The sequence below is a fragment of the Moorena sp. SIO1G6 genome (assembly GCF_010672795.1).
GTDB lineage: Bacteria > Cyanobacteriota > Cyanobacteriia > Cyanobacteriales > Coleofasciculaceae > Moorena > Moorena producens.
The window spans coordinates 1-17,683 of record NZ_JAAHFZ010000077.1; the positions used below are offsets into that span (position 1 = coordinate 1).

General features: G+C 44.2%; 19 protein-coding genes, 1 tRNA gene and 1 pseudogene. 10 read left to right on the top strand and 11 right to left on the bottom strand.

The features are described from left to right. Window positions 1-122: 122 nt before the first annotated feature. Both F6K63_RS33230 and F6K63_RS33235 read right to left on the bottom strand, forming a co-directional pair. Window positions 123-833 (bottom strand): annotated as a pseudogene (locus tag F6K63_RS33230) (dynamin family protein); the annotation flags it as partial. 520 nt (window positions 834-1,353) lie between these two features. Next, on the bottom strand, window positions 1,354-1,674 hold the full coding sequence (locus tag F6K63_RS33235) for a hypothetical protein (RefSeq protein WP_044495860.1): 321 nt from the start codon (window positions 1,672-1,674) through the stop codon (window positions 1,354-1,356). 449 nt (window positions 1,675-2,123) lie between these two features. Between F6K63_RS33235 and rsmH the strand changes: the two genes are divergently transcribed. Beyond that, window positions 2,124-3,038 carry a 16S rRNA (cytosine(1402)-N(4))-methyltransferase RsmH gene (gene rsmH / locus F6K63_RS33240; RefSeq protein ID WP_008191734.1) on the top strand — a complete coding sequence of 305 codons (915 nt, stop codon included), beginning with the start codon at window positions 2,124-2,126 and terminating at the stop codon, window positions 3,036-3,038. Between the two features lie 5 nt (window positions 3,039-3,043). Here the strand turns inward: rsmH and F6K63_RS33245 are convergent, their stop codons facing one another. Further along, on the bottom strand, window positions 3,044-4,579 hold the full coding sequence (locus tag F6K63_RS33245; RefSeq protein WP_287314510.1) for a cytochrome P450: 1,536 nt from the start codon (window positions 4,577-4,579) through the stop codon (window positions 3,044-3,046). Here F6K63_RS33245 and F6K63_RS33250 point away from each other — a divergent pair. Next, on the top strand, window positions 4,578-4,823 hold the full coding sequence (locus F6K63_RS33250) for a hypothetical protein (RefSeq protein WP_287314512.1): 246 nt from the start codon (window positions 4,578-4,580) through the stop codon (window positions 4,821-4,823). The genes F6K63_RS33245 and F6K63_RS33250 overlap by 2 nt on opposite strands. Next, entirely contained in the window at window positions 4,796-5,002 is a 207-nt protein-coding gene (gene mraW / locus F6K63_RS33255) for a 16S rRNA (cytosine(1402)-N(4))-methyltransferase (protein WP_502708400.1), read from the top strand. Before F6K63_RS33250 ends, mraW begins: the two co-directional genes overlap by 28 nt. A gap of 13 nt (window positions 5,003-5,015) precedes the next feature. Here the strand turns inward: mraW and F6K63_RS33260 are convergent, their stop codons facing one another. Both F6K63_RS33260 and F6K63_RS33265 read right to left on the bottom strand, forming a co-directional pair. After that, window positions 5,016-5,321, bottom strand: coding sequence for a hypothetical protein (locus tag F6K63_RS33260; RefSeq protein ID WP_131827025.1), 306 nt, complete (start codon window positions 5,319-5,321; stop codon window positions 5,016-5,018). 25 nt (window positions 5,322-5,346) lie between these two features. After that, window positions 5,347-5,634: a hypothetical protein gene (locus F6K63_RS33265; RefSeq protein ID WP_287314514.1), complete on the bottom strand. Its 288-nt coding sequence runs from the start codon at window positions 5,632-5,634 to the stop codon at window positions 5,347-5,349. Window positions 5,635-5,970: 336 nt separating this feature from the next. On the opposite strand from F6K63_RS33265, the gene F6K63_RS33270 reads away from it, so the two are divergent. Continuing rightward, entirely contained in the window at window positions 5,971-7,308 is a 1,338-nt protein-coding gene (locus tag F6K63_RS33270) for a P-loop NTPase family protein (protein ID WP_287314528.1), read from the top strand. Window positions 7,309-7,326: 18 nt separating this feature from the next. After that, the gene (locus F6K63_RS33275) at window positions 7,327-9,246 is read left to right on the top strand and encodes a tetratricopeptide repeat protein (RefSeq protein ID WP_287314515.1); all 1,920 of its coding nucleotides are present in this window, start codon (window positions 7,327-7,329) and stop codon (window positions 9,244-9,246) included. Window positions 9,247-9,560: 314 nt separating this feature from the next. Here the strand turns inward: F6K63_RS33275 and F6K63_RS33280 are convergent, their stop codons facing one another. Next, window positions 9,561-9,734 carry a hypothetical protein gene (locus tag F6K63_RS33280; RefSeq protein WP_287314517.1) on the bottom strand — a complete coding sequence of 58 codons (174 nt, stop codon included), beginning with the start codon at window positions 9,732-9,734 and terminating at the stop codon, window positions 9,561-9,563. A 1,117-nt stretch (window positions 9,735-10,851) separates the two neighbouring features. Between F6K63_RS33280 and F6K63_RS33285 the strand changes: the two genes are divergently transcribed. The 4 genes from F6K63_RS33285 (at window position 10,852) to F6K63_RS33300 (ending at window position 13,597) form a co-directional block, all read left to right on the top strand. After that, window positions 10,852-11,313 (top strand): pentapeptide repeat-containing protein, encoded by a 462-nt coding sequence (locus F6K63_RS33285; protein ID WP_287314518.1) that lies wholly within the window; start codon window positions 10,852-10,854, stop codon window positions 11,311-11,313. A gap of 19 nt (window positions 11,314-11,332) precedes the next feature. Then, window positions 11,333-12,022 (top strand): molybdenum cofactor guanylyltransferase, encoded by a 690-nt coding sequence (locus F6K63_RS33290; protein ID WP_287314529.1) that lies wholly within the window; start codon window positions 11,333-11,335, stop codon window positions 12,020-12,022. Window positions 12,023-12,297: 275 nt separating this feature from the next. After that, entirely contained in the window at window positions 12,298-13,158 is an 861-nt protein-coding gene (locus F6K63_RS33295) for an RNA-guided endonuclease InsQ/TnpB family protein (protein ID WP_008191717.1), read from the top strand. A 73-nt stretch (window positions 13,159-13,231) separates the two neighbouring features. Beyond that, the gene (locus F6K63_RS33300; protein WP_008191715.1) at window positions 13,232-13,597 is read left to right on the top strand and encodes an RNA-guided endonuclease InsQ/TnpB family protein; all 366 of its coding nucleotides are present in this window, start codon (window positions 13,232-13,234) and stop codon (window positions 13,595-13,597) included. Between the two features lie 34 nt (window positions 13,598-13,631). Here F6K63_RS33300 and F6K63_RS33305 read toward each other — a convergent pair. Continuing rightward, a tRNA-Thr gene (locus F6K63_RS33305) sits at window positions 13,632-13,704 on the bottom strand. A 358-nt stretch (window positions 13,705-14,062) separates the two neighbouring features. Between F6K63_RS33305 and F6K63_RS33310 the strand changes: the two genes are divergently transcribed. Further along, window positions 14,063-14,227 (top strand): ribbon-helix-helix domain-containing protein, encoded by a 165-nt coding sequence (locus F6K63_RS33310; RefSeq protein ID WP_008191713.1) that lies wholly within the window; start codon window positions 14,063-14,065, stop codon window positions 14,225-14,227. A gap of 66 nt (window positions 14,228-14,293) precedes the next feature. On the opposite strand, the gene F6K63_RS33315 is transcribed toward F6K63_RS33310, so the two are convergent. From F6K63_RS33315 to F6K63_RS33330, 4 genes are all read right to left on the bottom strand, one after another. Beyond that, window positions 14,294-14,443 (bottom strand): hypothetical protein, encoded by a 150-nt coding sequence (locus F6K63_RS33315; RefSeq protein WP_193431381.1) that lies wholly within the window; start codon window positions 14,441-14,443, stop codon window positions 14,294-14,296. A 43-nt stretch (window positions 14,444-14,486) separates the two neighbouring features. Next, on the bottom strand, window positions 14,487-14,786 hold the full coding sequence (locus F6K63_RS33320) for a Dabb family protein (protein ID WP_008191711.1): 300 nt from the start codon (window positions 14,784-14,786) through the stop codon (window positions 14,487-14,489). A 16-nt stretch (window positions 14,787-14,802) separates the two neighbouring features. Then, window positions 14,803-15,342, bottom strand: a complete 540-nt coding sequence (locus tag F6K63_RS33325; RefSeq protein ID WP_008190633.1) for a DUF456 domain-containing protein — start codon at window positions 15,340-15,342, stop codon at window positions 14,803-14,805. 690 nt (window positions 15,343-16,032) lie between these two features. Further along, the gene (locus F6K63_RS33330; protein WP_287314520.1) at window positions 16,033-17,625 is read right to left on the bottom strand and encodes a Na+/H+ antiporter; all 1,593 of its coding nucleotides are present in this window, start codon (window positions 17,623-17,625) and stop codon (window positions 16,033-16,035) included. Window positions 17,626-17,683 lie beyond the last annotated feature (58 nt).

Consider the following 17,683-nt stretch of genomic DNA (forward strand, 5'->3'; position numbering starts at 1 on the left):
ATCAATTGAAGAATTAGAATGTTTGTTAAATCATCTTTTAAATGAAGGAGGGTTAATTATAAAATGGGTACGAAAAATAAAAAACAAAGGCAATGCTGTTATCACAGTTTAAATGCGCAACAGCTTAGACCCACTGGTCCGAGAGCAATCCCAGAAACAGTGGTAATGATGGCACCAATTCCCATAACTGTGATGAAATTCAGTACAATATTTTTCCAATCGAAACCAGCTCCAGCCATGGCGACTCCTGCTATATTACCCCTAGCTAAGGAAAATAATCCTGCTGCCCATTTTGCCCAAGCGGGAGCGTTATCTTCTGTGGTGTAGCTGCTGACAGGTCTTACGGTTTGTCCGGTTAATTTTTGATTAATTTTATCCGTGACTTTAGTATAAGAAGCACCGTAGGTGACTGCACTGCGAGATAGCTGAGCAAAGGCAGCATCCATCTCTTTTTCAGCGGTCTTACTCCACTCTGACAATTTATCATTAATATACCGTTCAAATCCTTGTCTCAACTCTGATTCAAAGGCTTCTCGTTTCCCTGTACTCAAGAAATCCATAAATCTTAGTTCAGGTTGATAGTGTAAAAAATCTGACTCAAAGGTATTTCCTAAATTTAAAACATAGGTACGAAAGGAATCTGCGATCGCTTTCGCTTTATTATCACGAACTGTTTTAATTTCATCCTTGAATTGCTCACCAATATCCTTGAGTTTATTAAATTCTGGTTCAACGGAACTAATCCGTTCCTTCAATTCATTTAAATCTTGCTCTAGCAAGGGGATGCGACGTTCAATAGCTTCATGAACATGGTTACTCCCTTGACGGGCTAAGGGTGCATCTCATATTTGTAAAAAAGATCGGAAGTGTGGGGCCCGGGCGCGGGGCGGGGGCGCGGGGAGTGTGGGAATTTTCTCCCGAATTTTTGCCTAATTGCAAAACTGAGATGCACCCATAGAGAAGAGGAGAGAAGAGGAGAGAAGAGGAGAGAGGGGGAGTTTTTTTGTATTTAGAGATTTGGTCAGAAAGCATCGAAGGGAAATGGGGAAATGGGGAGATGGGTCGAATTATCTCGGCAATTAAAGTATAAGATAATACATATTTTGAGGGATTTAAACGGAAATGAAAGTACGTACTCGCCCCAAAGTAAAAAACCTACCCAAGTGAGGTAGGGAGTAGGGAGTAGGGAGTAGGGAACAAAAATTATCACAATTAATTAATTTAGCATTCCTATATATTTTACCAACTATTTATTGTAAAAATTAATTATAATACTATTTATTTAGTTGATGTTGAACTATTTTGGTATTGGCAATTTATAAATTTAACCTTATTGCCTTTGGCTTTTGTAATTCATTCATCATCTTTCCAAAAAATTTCGTACCCTAACCAGGCAATTCCTCCAACTATCATGACTAGAGCAAGCCAATAAGCGACTCTAATGGTTACAACAACAGCAATGACAACGGCTAAGAATTTACCGAATCTAGCTAGCTTTCTGCCCCACTTTTTTAGTTTACCTTCATTTTTTTGATGCTTATGGGTTTGATTAAATTGTAGTTCTTCTTGATAAATGTCCGTTTCAATTTCCCGGAGTCTAAGGTCTCGCTCCCGTTGCTGGAGTTCTCGTTCTCGAAGCTCAAGGTCTTTAGCTTTTTCTTCTTTGGAATTCATCGGTTTTTCCTTAGTTGACTGCAAATTTACTGGTTGACTGACAAATCTAGTCTGATGCTTCTTTAATGGCTTGACAGTAGCCACAGGGGTACCTTTATGATTAGTCTTTAGCTACTATAGCAATTCTAAATTGAGTCAATATAGCTCATAAGTATGATCAAGGCTATAGTTGTTACTATAGCGCTACGCGCAAGTCAGAAGTCAGAAGTCATTTGTCAGAAGTCAGAAGTAACCTATGACTAAGTTTCAGAGTTTAAAAATGTCACACATCTGAATGCATAGTGCTATAAAACCTCCTTTCAATATAGTGCTGAGTAAGACTTGTCACTATTCACAACTAGAGAGGTTACAGTTGATAGGTTACAGTTATAGAGTTCCCGGACAATCTGGTCTGATTAACAGCAGGAGGTCTAATCTCCTCAGGACATACTTAGGATTGCTTGAATCACATGGAAACTGAACCATTACAGGCCAATACAACACCCTTTTTCCATGTGTCCGTATTGAGTCAGGAATTAATTGAGGGACTAGCTATCTGCCCTGGTGGTCATTACTTAGATGCCACTGTGGGTGGTGGTGGACACACTGAGTTAATTTTAGCAGCAGCACCGGATGTGGAAGTTACAGCTATTGACCGGGATGCTAATGCGATCGCAGCCGCCAAGACCAGGTTAGCCAGTTATAACGGAAGAGTTAATTTCTGGCAGGGAAATTTTGCCGAATATCAGCCTAATGATAGGGTATTTGATGGTATTATTGCGGATTTAGGCGTCAGTTCAGCTCAGCTAGATTTACCAGAGCGAGGCTTTAGTTTTCGCCATGCTGCTCAGTTAGATATGCGGATGGACCAGAGCCAGTCTCTGACGGCAAAGGATATTATTAATAATTGGGGTGAGGTACGGTTAGCGGATGTTTTTTATAAGTATGGGGAAGAACGGTTATCCCGGCGGATGGCACGGCGGATTGTGGAGAAGCGTCCGTTTCAGACAACCACTGAATTAGCCAATGCGATCGCATCTTGTGTTCCCCCGAAATACCGCTATGGCAGGATTCACCCAGCGACTCGGGTGTTTCAAGCCCTACGGATTGTGGTCAACCAGGAACTTGAGAGCCTCGAAAGCTTTCTCGACATTGCCCCCCATTGGCTGAAACCAGGGGGAAGACTTGGAATTATCAGTTTTCACAGTTTGGAAGACCGGATTGTTAAGCACAAATTCCGGGAGTTGTCAACTAATTGCTCACTATTGCGGGTGCTAACTAAAAAGCCAACTGTAGCACAAGCTGAAGAAATCCAGCATAACCCTCGTGCTCGCTCCGCTAAACTCAGATTCGCAGAGCGACGGGAGTTGAGCACTCAAGACTGACAAGTCTAAGCTATGGATTCACTTCTCGACACTAAACGAATTGGCATGCGATCGCGGGGAAATACTGTCAAATACTGATTAACATCTTCTAGAGAATCTCGGCCATTGACGAGTTCCCAGTTAAAATGACGCAGGAGTAAAGACAACATCACCGTTGCTTCTAAAAGTGCTAGAGGTGCGCCTACACAAAAATGAGATCCTCGGGAAAATCCAAACAGGAGGGGGAGTGGCTGTTGGTCAGTTTCCTTTTGCAGCCATCGTTCTGGACGAAATTCTTCCGGTTTTGGAAACATCTCAGGATCCTGTCCCGCAGCCCAGAAAAAAGGTTCGACGCTTACATTTTTCGGCATCTTGACCCCATCCAGTTCTGTCTCTTGGGTCGTGACTAGGGGGATTCCGGTGGCCACTGGGTGGAGTCGTAAGGTTTCCTTGACCACAGCTTCTATATAGTCTAAATGTTTCAAAGTAGAAAGATTTAGCTCCCCTTCCTTCTCCCAGGCTTGATCCACAGCCTGTTGTGCGGCCTGAAAGACTCCAGGATTAAGCCCCAACTCCCCGACTGCAAAGGACATAGTATGAGCCGTAGTGTCATGACCTGCAAAGATAAAGGCTCGGGTCTCGGCCATTAGGGAGTCTTGGTCATGCTGGGGGTTTTTAGCAAATTGAACCAACATCGAATCCCGAAATGACGAACTGACTGATGGGGATTCGGCCTCAGAAGCCCTGGCCACTTGCAACGCCATCGCGACCCGAGGTTTTAAATTCTGTTGTAAATAATCTTGAGCCTGTCGGTATTCTCGCCCTTCTGACGTAGGGAGAAACTTAAACCATCGACTGCGACCTGCGGTCTGCAAAAGTACATGTTTTTCGAGAAGTGCAAGAGCTGCATACAGGCGGTTGGCATCGAAGGAGGGTTCCCCTGCAAAGTTTGAGGTTTTATCAAAGGTAACACCTAGGAAAAAGTAGGCAATGATATTCATGGTCAAGTCCACAAATAAGGGATCAACTTGAACCTCTTTGCCTGTTTGAGCCGAGCTTTGAAGTTGTGTGATGACTTGCTGACACCCCTGACGGATGAGATCGAACTTTTGAGTGAATCGACTGGCTCGGAAAGCTGGTGCTGCGGTTTGGCGACGCCACTTCCAAGCTTCACCAACCTGGTTTCCGATATGTACGCCAAACACATCTTTGTAGGCGTGATAAAAGGATGGACTGCGGGTAAATATCCCCTGAGTTTGCCCCTCTATCAAAATGCTTTCAATCAGTTGGGGCTTTGCCACGATCACCATCGGTCTGGTGAAGATCCGTAGCGAAATCATGGAGCCGTATTGCTGCATCCATCGAAAGATTGTCAGAGAATAGGTTCCTTGTTTTGCAGCGGCAAGAAGTTCCATGGCGTTACCTGTGAGCCATTTCCCCTTGGGTGATGGCAGACCATATATCGAGCTCAAAGCTAGCTGGCGTTGTTGCCAACGCCACAGGAGAAGGCTGATCCCTGTTCCTACAAGGAAAGCTAAAATTGTCCATGAATGCTCGAACATGCTCAACATTCTCCTGACTTTAACACTGCTAGCTAAATTCTACTACCGAGTCAAAGCCCTTGATATTCACACAACCACTGAGTTAGGGAATGCGATTGGCCTTTGGCCACGCTACGCTCCGGAAGCGTTTCGGCAAAGCCGTTCGCTTTTAGCGTGGCCGAAAGGCCTCCGCTACGCGAACGCAAAGCGTGGCCAAAGGCCTCAGCTTCCGCGCTTATGCGATCGCATCTTATCTTCCCCCTAAATTTGGAAGACCGGATTGTTAATCACAAATTACGGTATTTGTCAAAGAATTGCTCACTATTGCGAGTGCTAACCAAAAAGCCAACTGTAGCACAAGCTGACGAAATCCAGCATAACCCTCGTGCTCGCTCCGCTAAACTCAGATTCGCAGAGCAACTAGAGCTGAGCACTCAAGAGTGATCCACTCAGTCCTCTAGTCTCGGGATGGGGCTGGTGCTAACAATCCAGCCAAGGAACCCAAAGAACCGGTGCCAATCCCCACCAGGATATCAGGCACATCTTTACCCGCCACAGCTAGTCCGATGGCACCTGTAACAGTTACCAGCATGGTACCGCCCAAAGCAGTGACCACAATCCGGTAAATCCAACGGTCCGTTTCTAGAGGTGGACCAAGCCTACGGATGGTTTCTACTGGGTCTCTCTTGATTTCTTCCGCAAGTTCTGGATCTTTAGATACCCGTTCTACTAGTTCATTCATGGATTTAACTGGTTTCATCATAGTGAGTTTTTTGTGAATCTAAAACTTAATACAGCTCGATTGCTCTCAATTCCTGATGTTTAGGGATTAGACTTCGCAGGAGTTGTGGGGAGTCGGGAATCGGGAATCGGGAATCGGGAATCGGGAATCGGGAATCGGGAATCGGGAGTCGGGGAAAGGCGTTGCTTAATAATGGAATGATTTTAAGAGTAGGTGCGCGCCTCCAAGGGCGCGAGCAATCCCTCGCGCCCTTGGGTCGCACCTGTAGAATGGGCATCTTGCTGTGGAATGGGCATCTTGCCGTGGAATGGGCATGTTTGCGTGGAACTGGCATCTTGGTAGAACTGGCATCTTGCCAGTTTCAATAAATTTTCGTGCGGGCAGGATGCCCACTCTACTCCTATTCATTCAAAAATTCAGCAACGCCGAATAATTGACGCAAACAGTATCATCAAAGCGATGCAGCGACCTAGCTTTGTCACCCAATTACACCATTTGCCCACTCCCTCCAGTTAAACTACTACTGATAGCAACGCTGGTAATGGTGTTTAAAAATTAAACAGACAAAGGGATCCAGCCCTATCTAACAAGCTAAATCATTCCCTCTTGCCTCTTGCCTCTTGCCTCTTGCCTCTTGCCTACTCCCTATTCCCTATTCCCCGTTCCCTCCATGACTTACACCTCTGATTTACTGGAAAACCTCTACAATGCCTTTGACCCCTCCCAACCATTACCCGCAGGAGACCCGGTTTATGTCGATTGTCGGGAAGTGCGGGGGGATGGAGAGATCCAAGTAGATTTAGGGAAAGAGATGTTGCTTTCTAAGCGAGAGACCTATCATTTATATGGAGGTCATCGGGGGGCAGGAAAATCTACGGAATTGTTCCGATTGAAGCAATATTTGGAACAAAATAACTTCTATGTGGTGTATTTTGCCGCTGATGAAGAAGATGTGGATTCCGAAGATACTCAATATACCGATATTCTGCTCGCCTGTACTCGCCATTTGCTCGAAGACCTCAAGGATAGTGCTAATCCCAGGCCGTTGCTGAACTGGCTGGAAAGCCGCTGGCAAGAGTTAAAAGATTTGGCTCTAACTGAAATAGCATTTGATGGACTAAGTGCAGAAGCAAAAATTTCTCAGTATGGCAAGCTAACTGCTAATTTAAGAGCTGTACCAACATTGCGTCAACAGATTCGACAGAAAATTAATCCCCACACCGTTACTCTACTAAAGGCGTTGAATCAGTTTATTACAGAAGCCAAAGAAAACTTACCAGCTGGATGTACTAAATTAGCAGTGATTGCGGATAATTTAGACCGGATTGTGCCAGTTATCCAAGAGAGTAACCAAACTAATCATGAAGAAATTTTTTTAGACCGTAGTGAACAATTAAAAGGATTAAAGTGCCATATTGTCTACACAGTTCCGATTTCCATGCTGTACTCCAAGCGAACTAATGATTTGCGAGACATTTATGGTGATGCCCAGGTGTTACCGATGATTATGGTGCGAACTAAAGAAGGTAACCTCTATCAGCCTGGATTCAATAAAATTAAAGAAGTGATTAGCAAGCGAGTCGGTCAATTTGCTCCCACTCGCTCCCTAGAAACTGACATATTTGAAAGTCTAGAAGCCTTAGAGCGCTTGTGTCTTATGAGTGGAGGTCATGTGCGGAATTTGCTATTATTAATCCAAACCGCCATTGCTCGTACCGAAACGTTACCAATTTCCCTCAGAGCAGTGCAACGATCCATTACTGATGCACGAGATACCTATCGCCGAACGGTTCAGGATGGACAGTGGTCGATTTTAACGGATGTTTACCGCTCCAAGCAGATACACAATAATGACCAGTATCGTCAGTTATTATTTAATCGCTGTTTGTTAGAGTATCAATACTTCGATGATGAAGGAGAAAGACAGTGTTGGTACGATGTTCATCCCCTGATTAAAGGGATTAAGCAATTTCAAGACGCTTGTGCTCAACTAGACTCACAGCCGTAATAAGAACTGCAACAACTAATGGTAAACTTTACTGATGCGGACGAGGATTTACCTCCAGCGAGTCCAGAAGAAGAATACCAAGACTTACTCCGTGCCCTCCGACGGCGTAGAGGGTTTGGATTATTATTTGTCCGTTGTTCTCCCGCAGAAGCAGATAAGTTGATTGAACAGGTTAAGCAGGATTTATATCAGAAAACAATAGAGGTGTTGCGCTTCGAGGAGCCCATTGATAATTTATACGACATTGTTCAGGATCACAGCGACCCCGAGCAGATTAATGTTTTATTTATCCAAGGTCTAGAATACTCGTTTTATAAGTATGAAGAGACGAAACGTCAGCAGGGATGGGATAGCGAAGCAATTTATTCCTATAGTTGGAAAGGGGTTCCTCATATTTTAAATCATCTCAACCAACACAGAGAACGATTTCGAGAGGATTTTAAAATTTGTTTTGTATTTCTGTTACGGTCATTTTCCCTGAATTATTTTATCCACCGGGCTCCCGACTTTTTTGACTGGCGTTCTGGTATGTTTGACTTTCCTAGCAAATCAGAGGAGTGTCAACAAGAAGACTTTCAGCATCAGTCTTTGACTCCTAAAGAACGGAGTAAACAAATTATCGCTATTGAAAAACGCCTGGAAGCAGATTATCAAACTCCTGAGGAGCAAGCCGATTTACTAGTTGAACTAGGAATGATACTAGCTGCTGCCCAAGAGTATGAAGATGCGATCGCTAACTTCGACCAAGCTTTGGAAATTAAACCCGATGATCACCAAGCTTGGTACAGCCGGGGGGTTGCCCTATCGGTATTAGGACGTTTGGAAGCAGCGATTGCATCGTTTGACCAAGCTGTTAAAATTAAACCTGATCTCTACCAAGCTTGGCACCACCGGGGGATTGCCTTATCGGATTTAGGAAATTTGGAAGCAGCGATTGATTCGTTTTACAAAGCTGTGAAAATTAAAGCGGATTACTACCAAGCTTGGTACAACAGGGGGATTGCTCTATCCGATTTAGGACTAAACCACGCAGCGATTGCATCCTATGACAAAGCTGTGAAAATTAAACCCGATGACCACCAAGCTTGGTACAAACGGGGGATTGCACTATCGGTATTAGGACGAAACGAAGTAGCGATTGAATCCTATGACCAAGCTTTGAAAATTAAACCCGATCTCCACCAAGCTTGGCACCACCGGGGGAATGCCCTATCGGATTTAGGACGAAACAAAGCAGCCATCGCTTCCTATTACCAAGCTTTGAAAATTAAACCCGATTTCCACCAAAATTGGTACAAACTGGGGCTTTTCTTATCGGATTTAGTACGAAATGAACCACCGATTGAGTACAATGAACCACCGATTGAGTACTATGAAACAGCGATTGAGTACTATGACCACGAAGCTTGGTACAACCGGGGAAATGACCTATCCGATATAGGAGATTTGGAAGCAGCGATTAAATCTTATGACCACGCTTTGAAAATTAAGCCGGATTTCCACCTAGCTTTTAACAACCGGGGGATTGCGCTAGGGAAATTTGGAAATTTGGAAGAAAGCATTGATTCCTTTGACCAAGCTTTGAAAATTAAACGCGATTACCATCAAGCTTGGTACAACCGGGGGATTGCCCTATGGGAATTAGGACGAAACGAAGCAGCGATTAAATCCTATGACCGAGCTTTGAAATTTAAACCCAATTTCCACCATGCTTGGTACAACAAAGCCTGCTGTTATGCCTTACAAGGAAATGTAGACTTAGCCCTTTATAATTTGCAACAGGCCATTACTCTCAATCCTGAAGAATATCGAGAGATGGCAAAAACTGACTCAGATTTTGAAGCCATTCGCTTACACCAGCGGTTTCAGGAGTTGATTAATATCAAGTCTGGAATTTTAGAGCTGATTCGTAAACTCGCTGTAATTCTTGTAGGATAAGGCTTGCGATAAAATAGAACAATTGAACTATTTAATAACAAAAAAACAATCATAGCAAAGCTTTCAGACTTCTTAAGATTTACTTTACGAGTCAGCTCTTAGGGAGTCGGGAGTCGGGAGTCGGGAGCCGGAAATAGGGAATAGGAAAAAAAATCTGTGTACCTCATTACTATGATAAATGCTATAGCAATGGGTGTAATGGTGTTGACAACTTCAAGAAACGAAACATTCCTAATACCAATTTTAAACTATACTCTTGCTCCCCATCTCCCCATCTCCCCATCTCCCCATCTCCCCGCGCTCAGCCCTATCGCTTATTCCAATTGCCGTTCCGAGGGTGTTATGGTTTCCATCAACCCTTCAAAGGTACCAGAATTGACGATAAAATACAACAATCCAGCAAAAACTAGAAGAGCTAGAAGCATGGAACAACCGCGCATATCCTTCTCCTCGTTTAATGTATGAGCACTATCAGCATTATTCCACAAGGTTGTTACCTTAGCGGACAGGCAATAACCGTAAAAGCAACAACCCTGCGGGGTTAAAAGCGGCGGAGTTAAATAGGTTTAAACCTAATATTTTCCGCTACTGAATTAATTATATTTAATTCTGGTCAAAAAATAAATATTTTTGTATCAATTTGTCATTAACTGTGTAACGAAGTGTGAAAATCTATCGTAAGCATTCAGCTATCAGCTATCAGCTATCAGCTATCAGCTATCAGCTTAAGTGCTACTTGAGGTGCTACTTGAGGTGCTATCAGCGTCGAAGTCTATGCCAAGCTGTTCGCGTAGCGTGCGCGTAGCACATATGGTTACATCTCAGTTCCCTGGCCTTTTGGCCTTTTGGCCACGCTACGCGAACGGCCACGCTACGCGAATGCCCAAGGGAGGAATTCATAGTCTTTGGCTTTGAGTCCGTTGAACTCGTCAACCGAATAGCTTGTTTTAAGCTGTTTGCGTAGCGTGAGCTAAAAGCTGACGGCTGACAGCTGACGGCTGACGGCTTACTTAAATACTTTGCCAAAAGGTATATTAGATAACAGATTTACAGTCTGAGTGACAGTTTTTTTTCACGAATCGATAATGATTGCTATATTGCCAGTTTCACAAATTACTTATTTTTAATAATTACTTAATAAAAGTTTAACATCATGGTCATCGATGAAATCATTTAGGGTTCGTAAAAATCGTTAAACTAAAGTAGTTACAAATGAATCGTAAACAAGAATTACAGTTGTTTTCATTACCAATAATCCCTATATAGCTTATTCAATATGGCTTCTGGACTATGACTTCTGGGCTTTATTTAAGGAAATATGTTTACAAATAAAATAAAATTTATCGACTTATTAAGTGACTAGTTAACGAATTACTAGTTTACGCTAAATAGTTGAAAATTAAATCTACGACATATATTATAAAAAATAAGCAATATGTCGTAAAAATTAGCATTTGTCAAAATATAGGCTGGTTTTTCATTAGAATTTGAGGTAATTTAATTCGGCAATAAATCTAAGTGATAAACCAAAGCCCTTGATGGGATCAGGGTGCTGAGTATTTCATAGTTGTATTACTGTATTTCAGAGTGTATTTCGAGTAGTAAATGGAATTCCTTGAACTAATTAAGGGTGTTGCTCTAGAGCCAACTGACAATTCACTTAGAATTGACCTGAAGGATGCCAACTTAAGGGGTGCGGACCTCAGGGGTGCTGACTTAAGGGGTGCTGACCTCAGGGGTGCTGACCTAAGTGATGCCAATCTCCACGGTGCCCTGCTAAACGGAGCTGATTTGAGTCGTGCCTACCTAAGATGTGCGGATCTCAGTGATGCTAACCTGAGTGATGCCAACTTGATGGGTACCTACCTCAGTCGTACTGACCTCAGTCGTGCTAACCTAGGTGGTGCCAACCTGAGTAATGCCAACCTGATTGGTAGTCGAGTAGAGAGTACTCAGTTTGCAGATAACTTAGGAATATCTGAGGATGTCAAGCATGACCTAAACCGACGAGGGGCAATCTTTGAGGAGTCTCCCAGTCTACGTTCTGGTATGCTTGCCTGTTCCTAACCAAGCCATGGGCAAGGTTATGCCAAATACTAATTACGACTTAGCCCTCTCGGGGATTGTTCTTGCAGGAGGGCTAAGCTCTCGTATGGGTAGGGATAAAGCTTTAATTCAGGTTGAGGGTGTCCCCTTACTGCGCAGAGTGTGTGATGTTGCCCTCAGCTGTATTGGTCAAGTCTCTGGTCAAGTCTCTGGTCAAGTCTATATCGTCACTCCCTGGCCAGAACGATACGTGGATATATTACCTGAGACTTGTCGTTTCGTTCGGGAAGTGCAGTTACCAGCAGAGACCACACCTCATGGTCCTTTGGTAGGATTTGCTCAAGGATTAGCTCATGTTGAGACAGATTGGGTACTGTTACTGGCTTGTGATTTACCCCAATTAAAAGCAGAGGTTGTGCAAAGTTGGGTCAAACAGTTGGAGCAGACTCGGGAAAATGCGATTGACCAAAGGTCACGCTACGCGATTGACCAAAAGTCACGCTACGCGAACGCACTCTTGCCACGGAACCCCAAGGGCTGGGAACCCCTGTGCGGTTTTTACCGACGCCAGTGTCTACCAAGCCTCACTGAGTTTATCAATCAAGGGGGAAGGTCATTTCAGCGTTGGTTGGCCCAGCATCCAGTACAGGAGTTGCTAGTCAGTGACACTAGGCTATTTTTTAACTGCAATACCCCTGCTGACCTAGAACAGTTGGAAATACAGGATTAAGCAGTGGCGATCAGGCCGGAAGTGCCTAGTTGTTTGATAGCAATTCTCTTTCCCATGAGGTACAAAGGGATCCCCCGTTGGTCCCCCTTAAAAAGGGGGACTTTGAGGTTGAGAAGTGTACCTCATACATGCAATAAACGCTATAACTATTTTTTTTATCAAAAAAAATGGGTCTAAAACCCCGTCCTTCTAGGACGGCTTTTTCTAGCCATAATACTGGCTGGTTTGTGCTATAATTGTTAGCATAAATATGTTACAAAAAAGCTCGATTCCTGATGATCATTCTTGAGTTCAAGGCTTACGGAAAGAAGCAGCAATATCAAGCCATTGAAGAGGCGATCAGAACGGTTAAGTTTGTTCGCAATAGCTGTCTTAGATTGTGGATTGACAACAAAGGCATAAATAAATACGATTTAAACAAATATTGCAAGGTCTTAGCCAAAGAATTTCCCTTCACTAACGCTTTGAACTCAACTGCTCGCCAGGCTGCGGCTGAAAGAACATGGTCATCAATCGCCCGTTTTTACGACAACTGTAAGAAAAGTGTACCTGGGAAAAAAGGATTTCCAAGATTCCAAAAACATTGCCGCTCAGTTGAGTATAAGCAGTCAGGCTGGAAGTTGTCCCCTGACAAGAAGTCAATTACGTTCACCGACAAAAAAGGAATTGGGAAGCTTAAGCTCAAAGGCACATGGGACTTGTGGCGTTTCGATAAGAAACAGATCAAACGGGTTCGGATAGTAAAAAGAGCTGATGGTTATTATGTCCAATTCTGTATCGCTGTCGATAACAATGAGGCTTTGAAGCCTACTGGTAATACTGTCGGCTTAGATGTAGGATTGAAGGACTTCTATACTGATTCCGACGGCAATGCTGAATCTAACCCCAGATTTTATAGAAAAGGAGAACAACGCCTTAAGTTTTATCAACGTCGGGTTTCTCGAAAAAAGAAAGGCTCAGCTAACCGAAAGAAGGCTATTAATAGACTAGGCAGACATCACCTTAGAATAAGCAGGCAACGTGAAGAGCACGCCAAGAGACTGGTTAGAAGTTACCGCAAGAAGAGTGCAGCCTTTATAGTTGATAGGCTATGCATCAAAGGTGGCAGGTTTTGTTGTAAGGCTGCACTCTTCTAAGGTTTCGTCTCCGGCGCGCTGCGTAATCCGGTCTAACGATCTGGTCGCCTACGAAGATCTAAGAGTCAGGAATTTGGTTAAAAATCACTGTCTAGCCAAGTCTATTAATGATGCAGGTTGGTATCAATTCCGAAAATGGCTGGAACATTTTGGAACTAAATTTGGCAGGGTTACTGTTGCAGTAAACCCCGCCTACACTAGTCAAAACTGTTCTCAGTGCGGCGAGGTAGTGAAGAAGTCTCTATCGACCAGGACTCACACCTGCAAATGTGGTTGTCAACTAGACCGCGACCACAACGCCGCAATCAACATTTTAGAGAAAGCCTTGGGTACGGTGGGGCACACCGGAACCTGGATCATTGATCCGAACGCTCATGGAGAATTGTCCTCTACTCTCCCTGACTCCGGTTTGGGTGAGCAAGACAGCTCGCTGAAGTGAGAATCCCCGTCCTTCCAGGGCGGGGAGTGTCAAAAGCTGGTGACAGGATTCGAACCCGCGGCCAGCTGATTACAAATCAGCTGCTCTACCAACTGAGCTACACCAGCAATCTTTTTAACTATAACACTAAGTATAACACTTGTCAAAGCTTCCGGTCTGATCATCCATCACCCCCGATCACCGGATCACCCCATGATGTGATCCGGTGATCCGGTGATGTGTAGCAATATTTTTTAAACTTTGTATTAATTACTCCGGATTAGACCTATTGTGATCAACTTCCAATTGGGAGTGACTGTAGATTTGGATTAACTTTAGCTCTTTTTTACGGGGAAAGCTACCTGTCTATTGGGTCTACAGAAAGCTTTCCATTACAATTTATGGAATAACACATAGTTTATTTTTATTTGTGTTAATTTATGTTTGTTTGGGTAAAAACCTAGAGTAAAAATTATTGTTAATCCTATGGCTAAAGTAACCGTAACTCTCTATATGGAAGAAAAAGACAAAGAAGCGCTTCAACGATTGGCAGATGCCGAGGAGCGCTCCTTGTCCCAAATGGCAGTACTAATTCTCAAACGAGCGATTAAAAAAGCTCAGCAGGCAGGAGAGATACCACCCAAAGACTAATGAGTGATGGGGTGAAAAGCGTAAGCTATCAGCGTGTCGCGTATCAGCCTATGCGCTACGGACACACTACTTGAGGTGTTTATGTGCTACAAATGGTGCTACTGTTCGCGCAGCTTGCCCGTAGCGCAATCGGTGCTTTTGAATAAAATAAGCTGTTCGGTGTAGCCTGGCCAACGGCTGACGGCTGATAGCTGACGGCTGAATGCTTAATGACAAGCAGCCTTGTTACCCCCTCAGTTCCTGTCCTTTATCCTTGAGGCTAGTCAACTTCGTAATCCACTGCGATTATGTCCCCTTGGATAGGTTTGATATACTTCTGGACTACTTCCTGGTGGGCTGGGTGATCAGTATAGGTACTCAGAGCGTCGCGATTGACCAGTTGCACTCTCAAAGCATGCTGAAATCCCTGGGACCTGAGGGGGGAAAAGTTCTCTCCACAGGAAAGTTCTACAATCTCAGGAATTTGGTCTTTCATGGCCAGTAGTCCATTGATAGCTAATGCGATCGCATCCGCTGAAGCGTCGTCTTTCCACTTGAACAAAATAATATGCTCGATCATCTTTACTTAGAAGTTCCTAAATTCCCATTACCACAGGCCAGGTGGTAAAAACAAAAACAATCACTGTACTCAGGGCCAGCAAGCCTTCAATTAAATTGCCAATCAGCGACCCTACCATAATGCCCACACTTGCTTTTAAGGCTAGCTGAGTTCGTGACGCTAGAGTCCACTCACTGCGATAGAGAAACTCCCCGATAAACGCTCCCAAAACTGGACCGATTATAATACCCAGCAGTGGTCCGCCGAAGGGCAAAGCTGGTAGGAAACCCAAAAATCCCAGTACTAATCCCACAACGGCACCAATTTGACCCCACTTAGATGCTCCCACTTGTTTCGCGCCCCAATAAGTGGCGAGGGGTTCGATGGCTGCGCTTAAGACTAAAATCACAAACAAGATCATCACCGGCCAGCCAATTCCAGCAAAATTCGTGACCATGCACCATACCGCCATCGCCATTAAAATCAAACTTGTCCCAGGTAGACCTGGAAGAGTTGCTCCCAAGACTCCCACAAGCATTAGCCCAATTAGCACCCAGTAGAGAATTGCAAGATTCATCACATTAGTAAATGTTCAGATTAAACACCGATTTCAGCATTGAATGCTCCCCCGCCTAGAGCGATCGCTTAGGTGGAGATTCTGCTCTCCCCTCTCTGCCCACACTACCCCCTCTGGCCACGCTCTTCTAAATTACCCTTAATCATTCCATAATTACCGAAAATTTTGGGTTTAAAGCCCCGTCCTTCGTTCGACGGCTTTCAATGAAAGTTTGTAAGAGATGTGCTATAATGAAAGCATAAACAATAAACTTGAAAAGTAGATAGATACTATCTAATCATAAGTAGGCAACGTAAAAAATATGTAGAGCGTACATATTGCGTAATTGGGTCTAACGACTTGAACGTCTAGGAAAAAATTAGATCAAAAAAAGTATCTATCTATATAAAAAAAAGGTACGGTGGGGTTAGAAGTTACCGTATTCAGAGGGTCGCCTTTATGGTTAGTCGGCTATGCATAAAAGAGGTGCGACCCGTGGCGAATTTAATTCGCCGACGGAAAGCGCACCTTTGGTTAAAACTTTTTTATTAAGGCTCCACTCTTCTAAGGTTTCGTCTCCGGCACACCGAAACCTAGGTCAAAGACCAACTACGCTTGGGGAGAGGAGACCTCTATTTTTCCTGGCTCCGGCAAGGGATAACAAGTCACCTCGTTGAAACAAGAATCCCCGTCCTTCCAGGGTGGGGAGTGTCAAGTAACACTCTCAATATCAATAGTTTTTTGATCTGCCTCAATAAGTACCTGCTGCATAATCGGCGAAAGGTTTTCATTGAGCCGTCCAGAACGAATAAATTCGGCGTAGGTATCAGCTTCAATATCTAACATTGTTTCTTGAAGTTGCTCAAGGTCAAGGGTTTGGAGTTCAGGGTGCTTACTCCGTAACTCCTCAATTTCATCGTTAATCGTTGTCAGTTGGGTATCGATAAGTTTGGTTTGATAGCGCCACAGGTCGGAATCGATTTCTGTGGTGTTTAAGCCCTCTTCAAGATAATTTCTGACCCGATTCAGGGCGATGCGACGGGCAAGGACTTCAGAATATTGCTGACGTAGGGGTTGGTCACCAATTAAATTTAACTTTTCGAGAAACCATCGAGTGGTTAACCCCTGGACTAGCAGGGTAAACAGTACCACGCCAAACACAGTTTCGATAATATCTTGCCGTCCTTCTAACACAACTGGCACACTTAAGGCCAGAGCAATGGAAACCGAACCTCGCAAGCCACCCCACCATAGGACGGTTTGTTCCCGCCAACCAATTTGAGAATTGACCAAGATATTGCTGAATGCGCCCAAACCATAAATTGCGATCGCTCTGGTCAGTAGTACAGCCAAGATAGTAACCCCAATTAAGTTAATATTTTGCCCTAAACTAGCTATCTTAATTTGGTCACCAATCAGTAGAAAGACAATCGAGTTGACGAAAAAGGCTAAAAAGTCCCAAAACTCAGAGACAATCAACCGGGTACGGGGGTTCATACCAATGCGGGAGCCAAAATTGCCCAAGATCACCCCAACGGTGACTACCCCAATCACCCCGGATCCCCCTAGTTCCTCCACAATTAAATAAGTGCCATAAGCAGAAACCAAGGTCAGGGATTGCTCCACCAGGGGTAAATCAAAGCGTTGGGTGGCGTAGGAAATGCCAAAACCAATGATGCAACCGATGCCAATCCCAATCCCCACAAACCCTAAGAAACGGGCAACACTAGTGGCAATGGAAAATTCTTCTAGTCCTAGGGGTAGTCCGACTAATAAACTAAAAGCAACCACTGCTACCCCATCATTAAATAGGCTTTCCCCCTCCATCAGGGTTTTGAGGCGTTTGTCCGCACCCAATTCCCGAAATAGGGCAATAACCGAAACTGGGTCAGTGGCAGAAAGACTGGCTCCAACCAATAAAGCAATGGTCAGGGGTAGTCCTGTCAGCTGATTGATGGCAAAGGCAATGCCAACTACGGAAATAATCACCCCAACGATCGCAAATAGACTCACGGGGACCAAATCCCGTCGTAAGTCGCGCCAGCGGATATTCCAAGCGGCTTCAAAGAGTAGGGGGGGTAGGAAAATTTCCAGAATCAGTTCTGGTGATAAGTTAACCAGTCGGACATCCACAAAGGCCAAGGCTAACCCGACAATTACCAGTAATAGGGTGTAAGGAATTTTACGGAACCAGGAAAAAATTCGAGATAGGGTTGCCACACTCAAAGACACCGACAGCACTAGGAGAAACTGTTCGAGGTTTTGCTTAATGGCGACTTCGCCAACAGTGGACTCTAGGGACATACAGAAACTCCAAGCTAAACTCAAAGGGGAAAGCCTCCTGCCCATGCCTAAAATCACA

Excerpts from the sequence above, each read along its gene's own strand:
- F6K63_RS33235 (WP_044495860.1), bottom strand. The coding sequence starts at position 1,674 with ATGAATTCCAAAGAAGAAAAAGCTAAAGACCTTGAGCTTCGAGAACGA.
- rsmH (WP_008191734.1), top strand. The coding sequence starts at position 2,124 with ATGGAAACTGAACCATTACAGGCCAATACAACACCCTTTTTCCATGTG.
- F6K63_RS33250 (WP_287314512.1), top strand. The coding sequence starts at position 4,578 with ATGCTCAACATTCTCCTGACTTTAACACTGCTAGCTAAATTCTACTAC.
- F6K63_RS33245 (WP_287314510.1), bottom strand. The coding sequence starts at position 4,579 with ATGTTCGAGCATTCATGGACAATTTTAGCTTTCCTTGTAGGAACAGGG.
- mraW (WP_502708400.1), top strand. The coding sequence starts at position 4,796 with ATGCGATCGCATCTTATCTTCCCCCTAAATTTGGAAGACCGGATTGTT.
- F6K63_RS33260 (WP_131827025.1), bottom strand. The coding sequence starts at position 5,321 with ATGATGAAACCAGTTAAATCCATGAATGAACTAGTAGAACGGGTATCT.
- F6K63_RS33265 (WP_287314514.1), bottom strand. The coding sequence starts at position 5,634 with ATGCCAGTTCCACGCAAACATGCCCATTCCACGGCAAGATGCCCATTC.
- F6K63_RS33270 (WP_287314528.1), top strand. The coding sequence starts at position 5,971 with ATGACTTACACCTCTGATTTACTGGAAAACCTCTACAATGCCTTTGAC.
- F6K63_RS33275 (WP_287314515.1), top strand. The coding sequence starts at position 7,327 with ATGGTAAACTTTACTGATGCGGACGAGGATTTACCTCCAGCGAGTCCA.
- F6K63_RS33285 (WP_287314518.1), top strand. The coding sequence starts at position 10,852 with ATGGAATTCCTTGAACTAATTAAGGGTGTTGCTCTAGAGCCAACTGAC.
- F6K63_RS33290 (WP_287314529.1), top strand. The coding sequence starts at position 11,333 with ATGCCAAATACTAATTACGACTTAGCCCTCTCGGGGATTGTTCTTGCA.
- F6K63_RS33295 (WP_008191717.1), top strand. The coding sequence starts at position 12,298 with ATGATCATTCTTGAGTTCAAGGCTTACGGAAAGAAGCAGCAATATCAA.
- F6K63_RS33310 (WP_008191713.1), top strand. The coding sequence starts at position 14,063 with ATGGCTAAAGTAACCGTAACTCTCTATATGGAAGAAAAAGACAAAGAA.
- F6K63_RS33320 (WP_008191711.1), bottom strand. The coding sequence starts at position 14,786 with ATGATCGAGCATATTATTTTGTTCAAGTGGAAAGACGACGCTTCAGCG.
- F6K63_RS33325 (WP_008190633.1), bottom strand. The coding sequence starts at position 15,342 with ATGAATCTTGCAATTCTCTACTGGGTGCTAATTGGGCTAATGCTTGTG.
- F6K63_RS33330 (WP_287314520.1), bottom strand. The coding sequence starts at position 17,625 with ATGTCCCTAGAGTCCACTGTTGGCGAAGTCGCCATTAAGCAAAACCTC.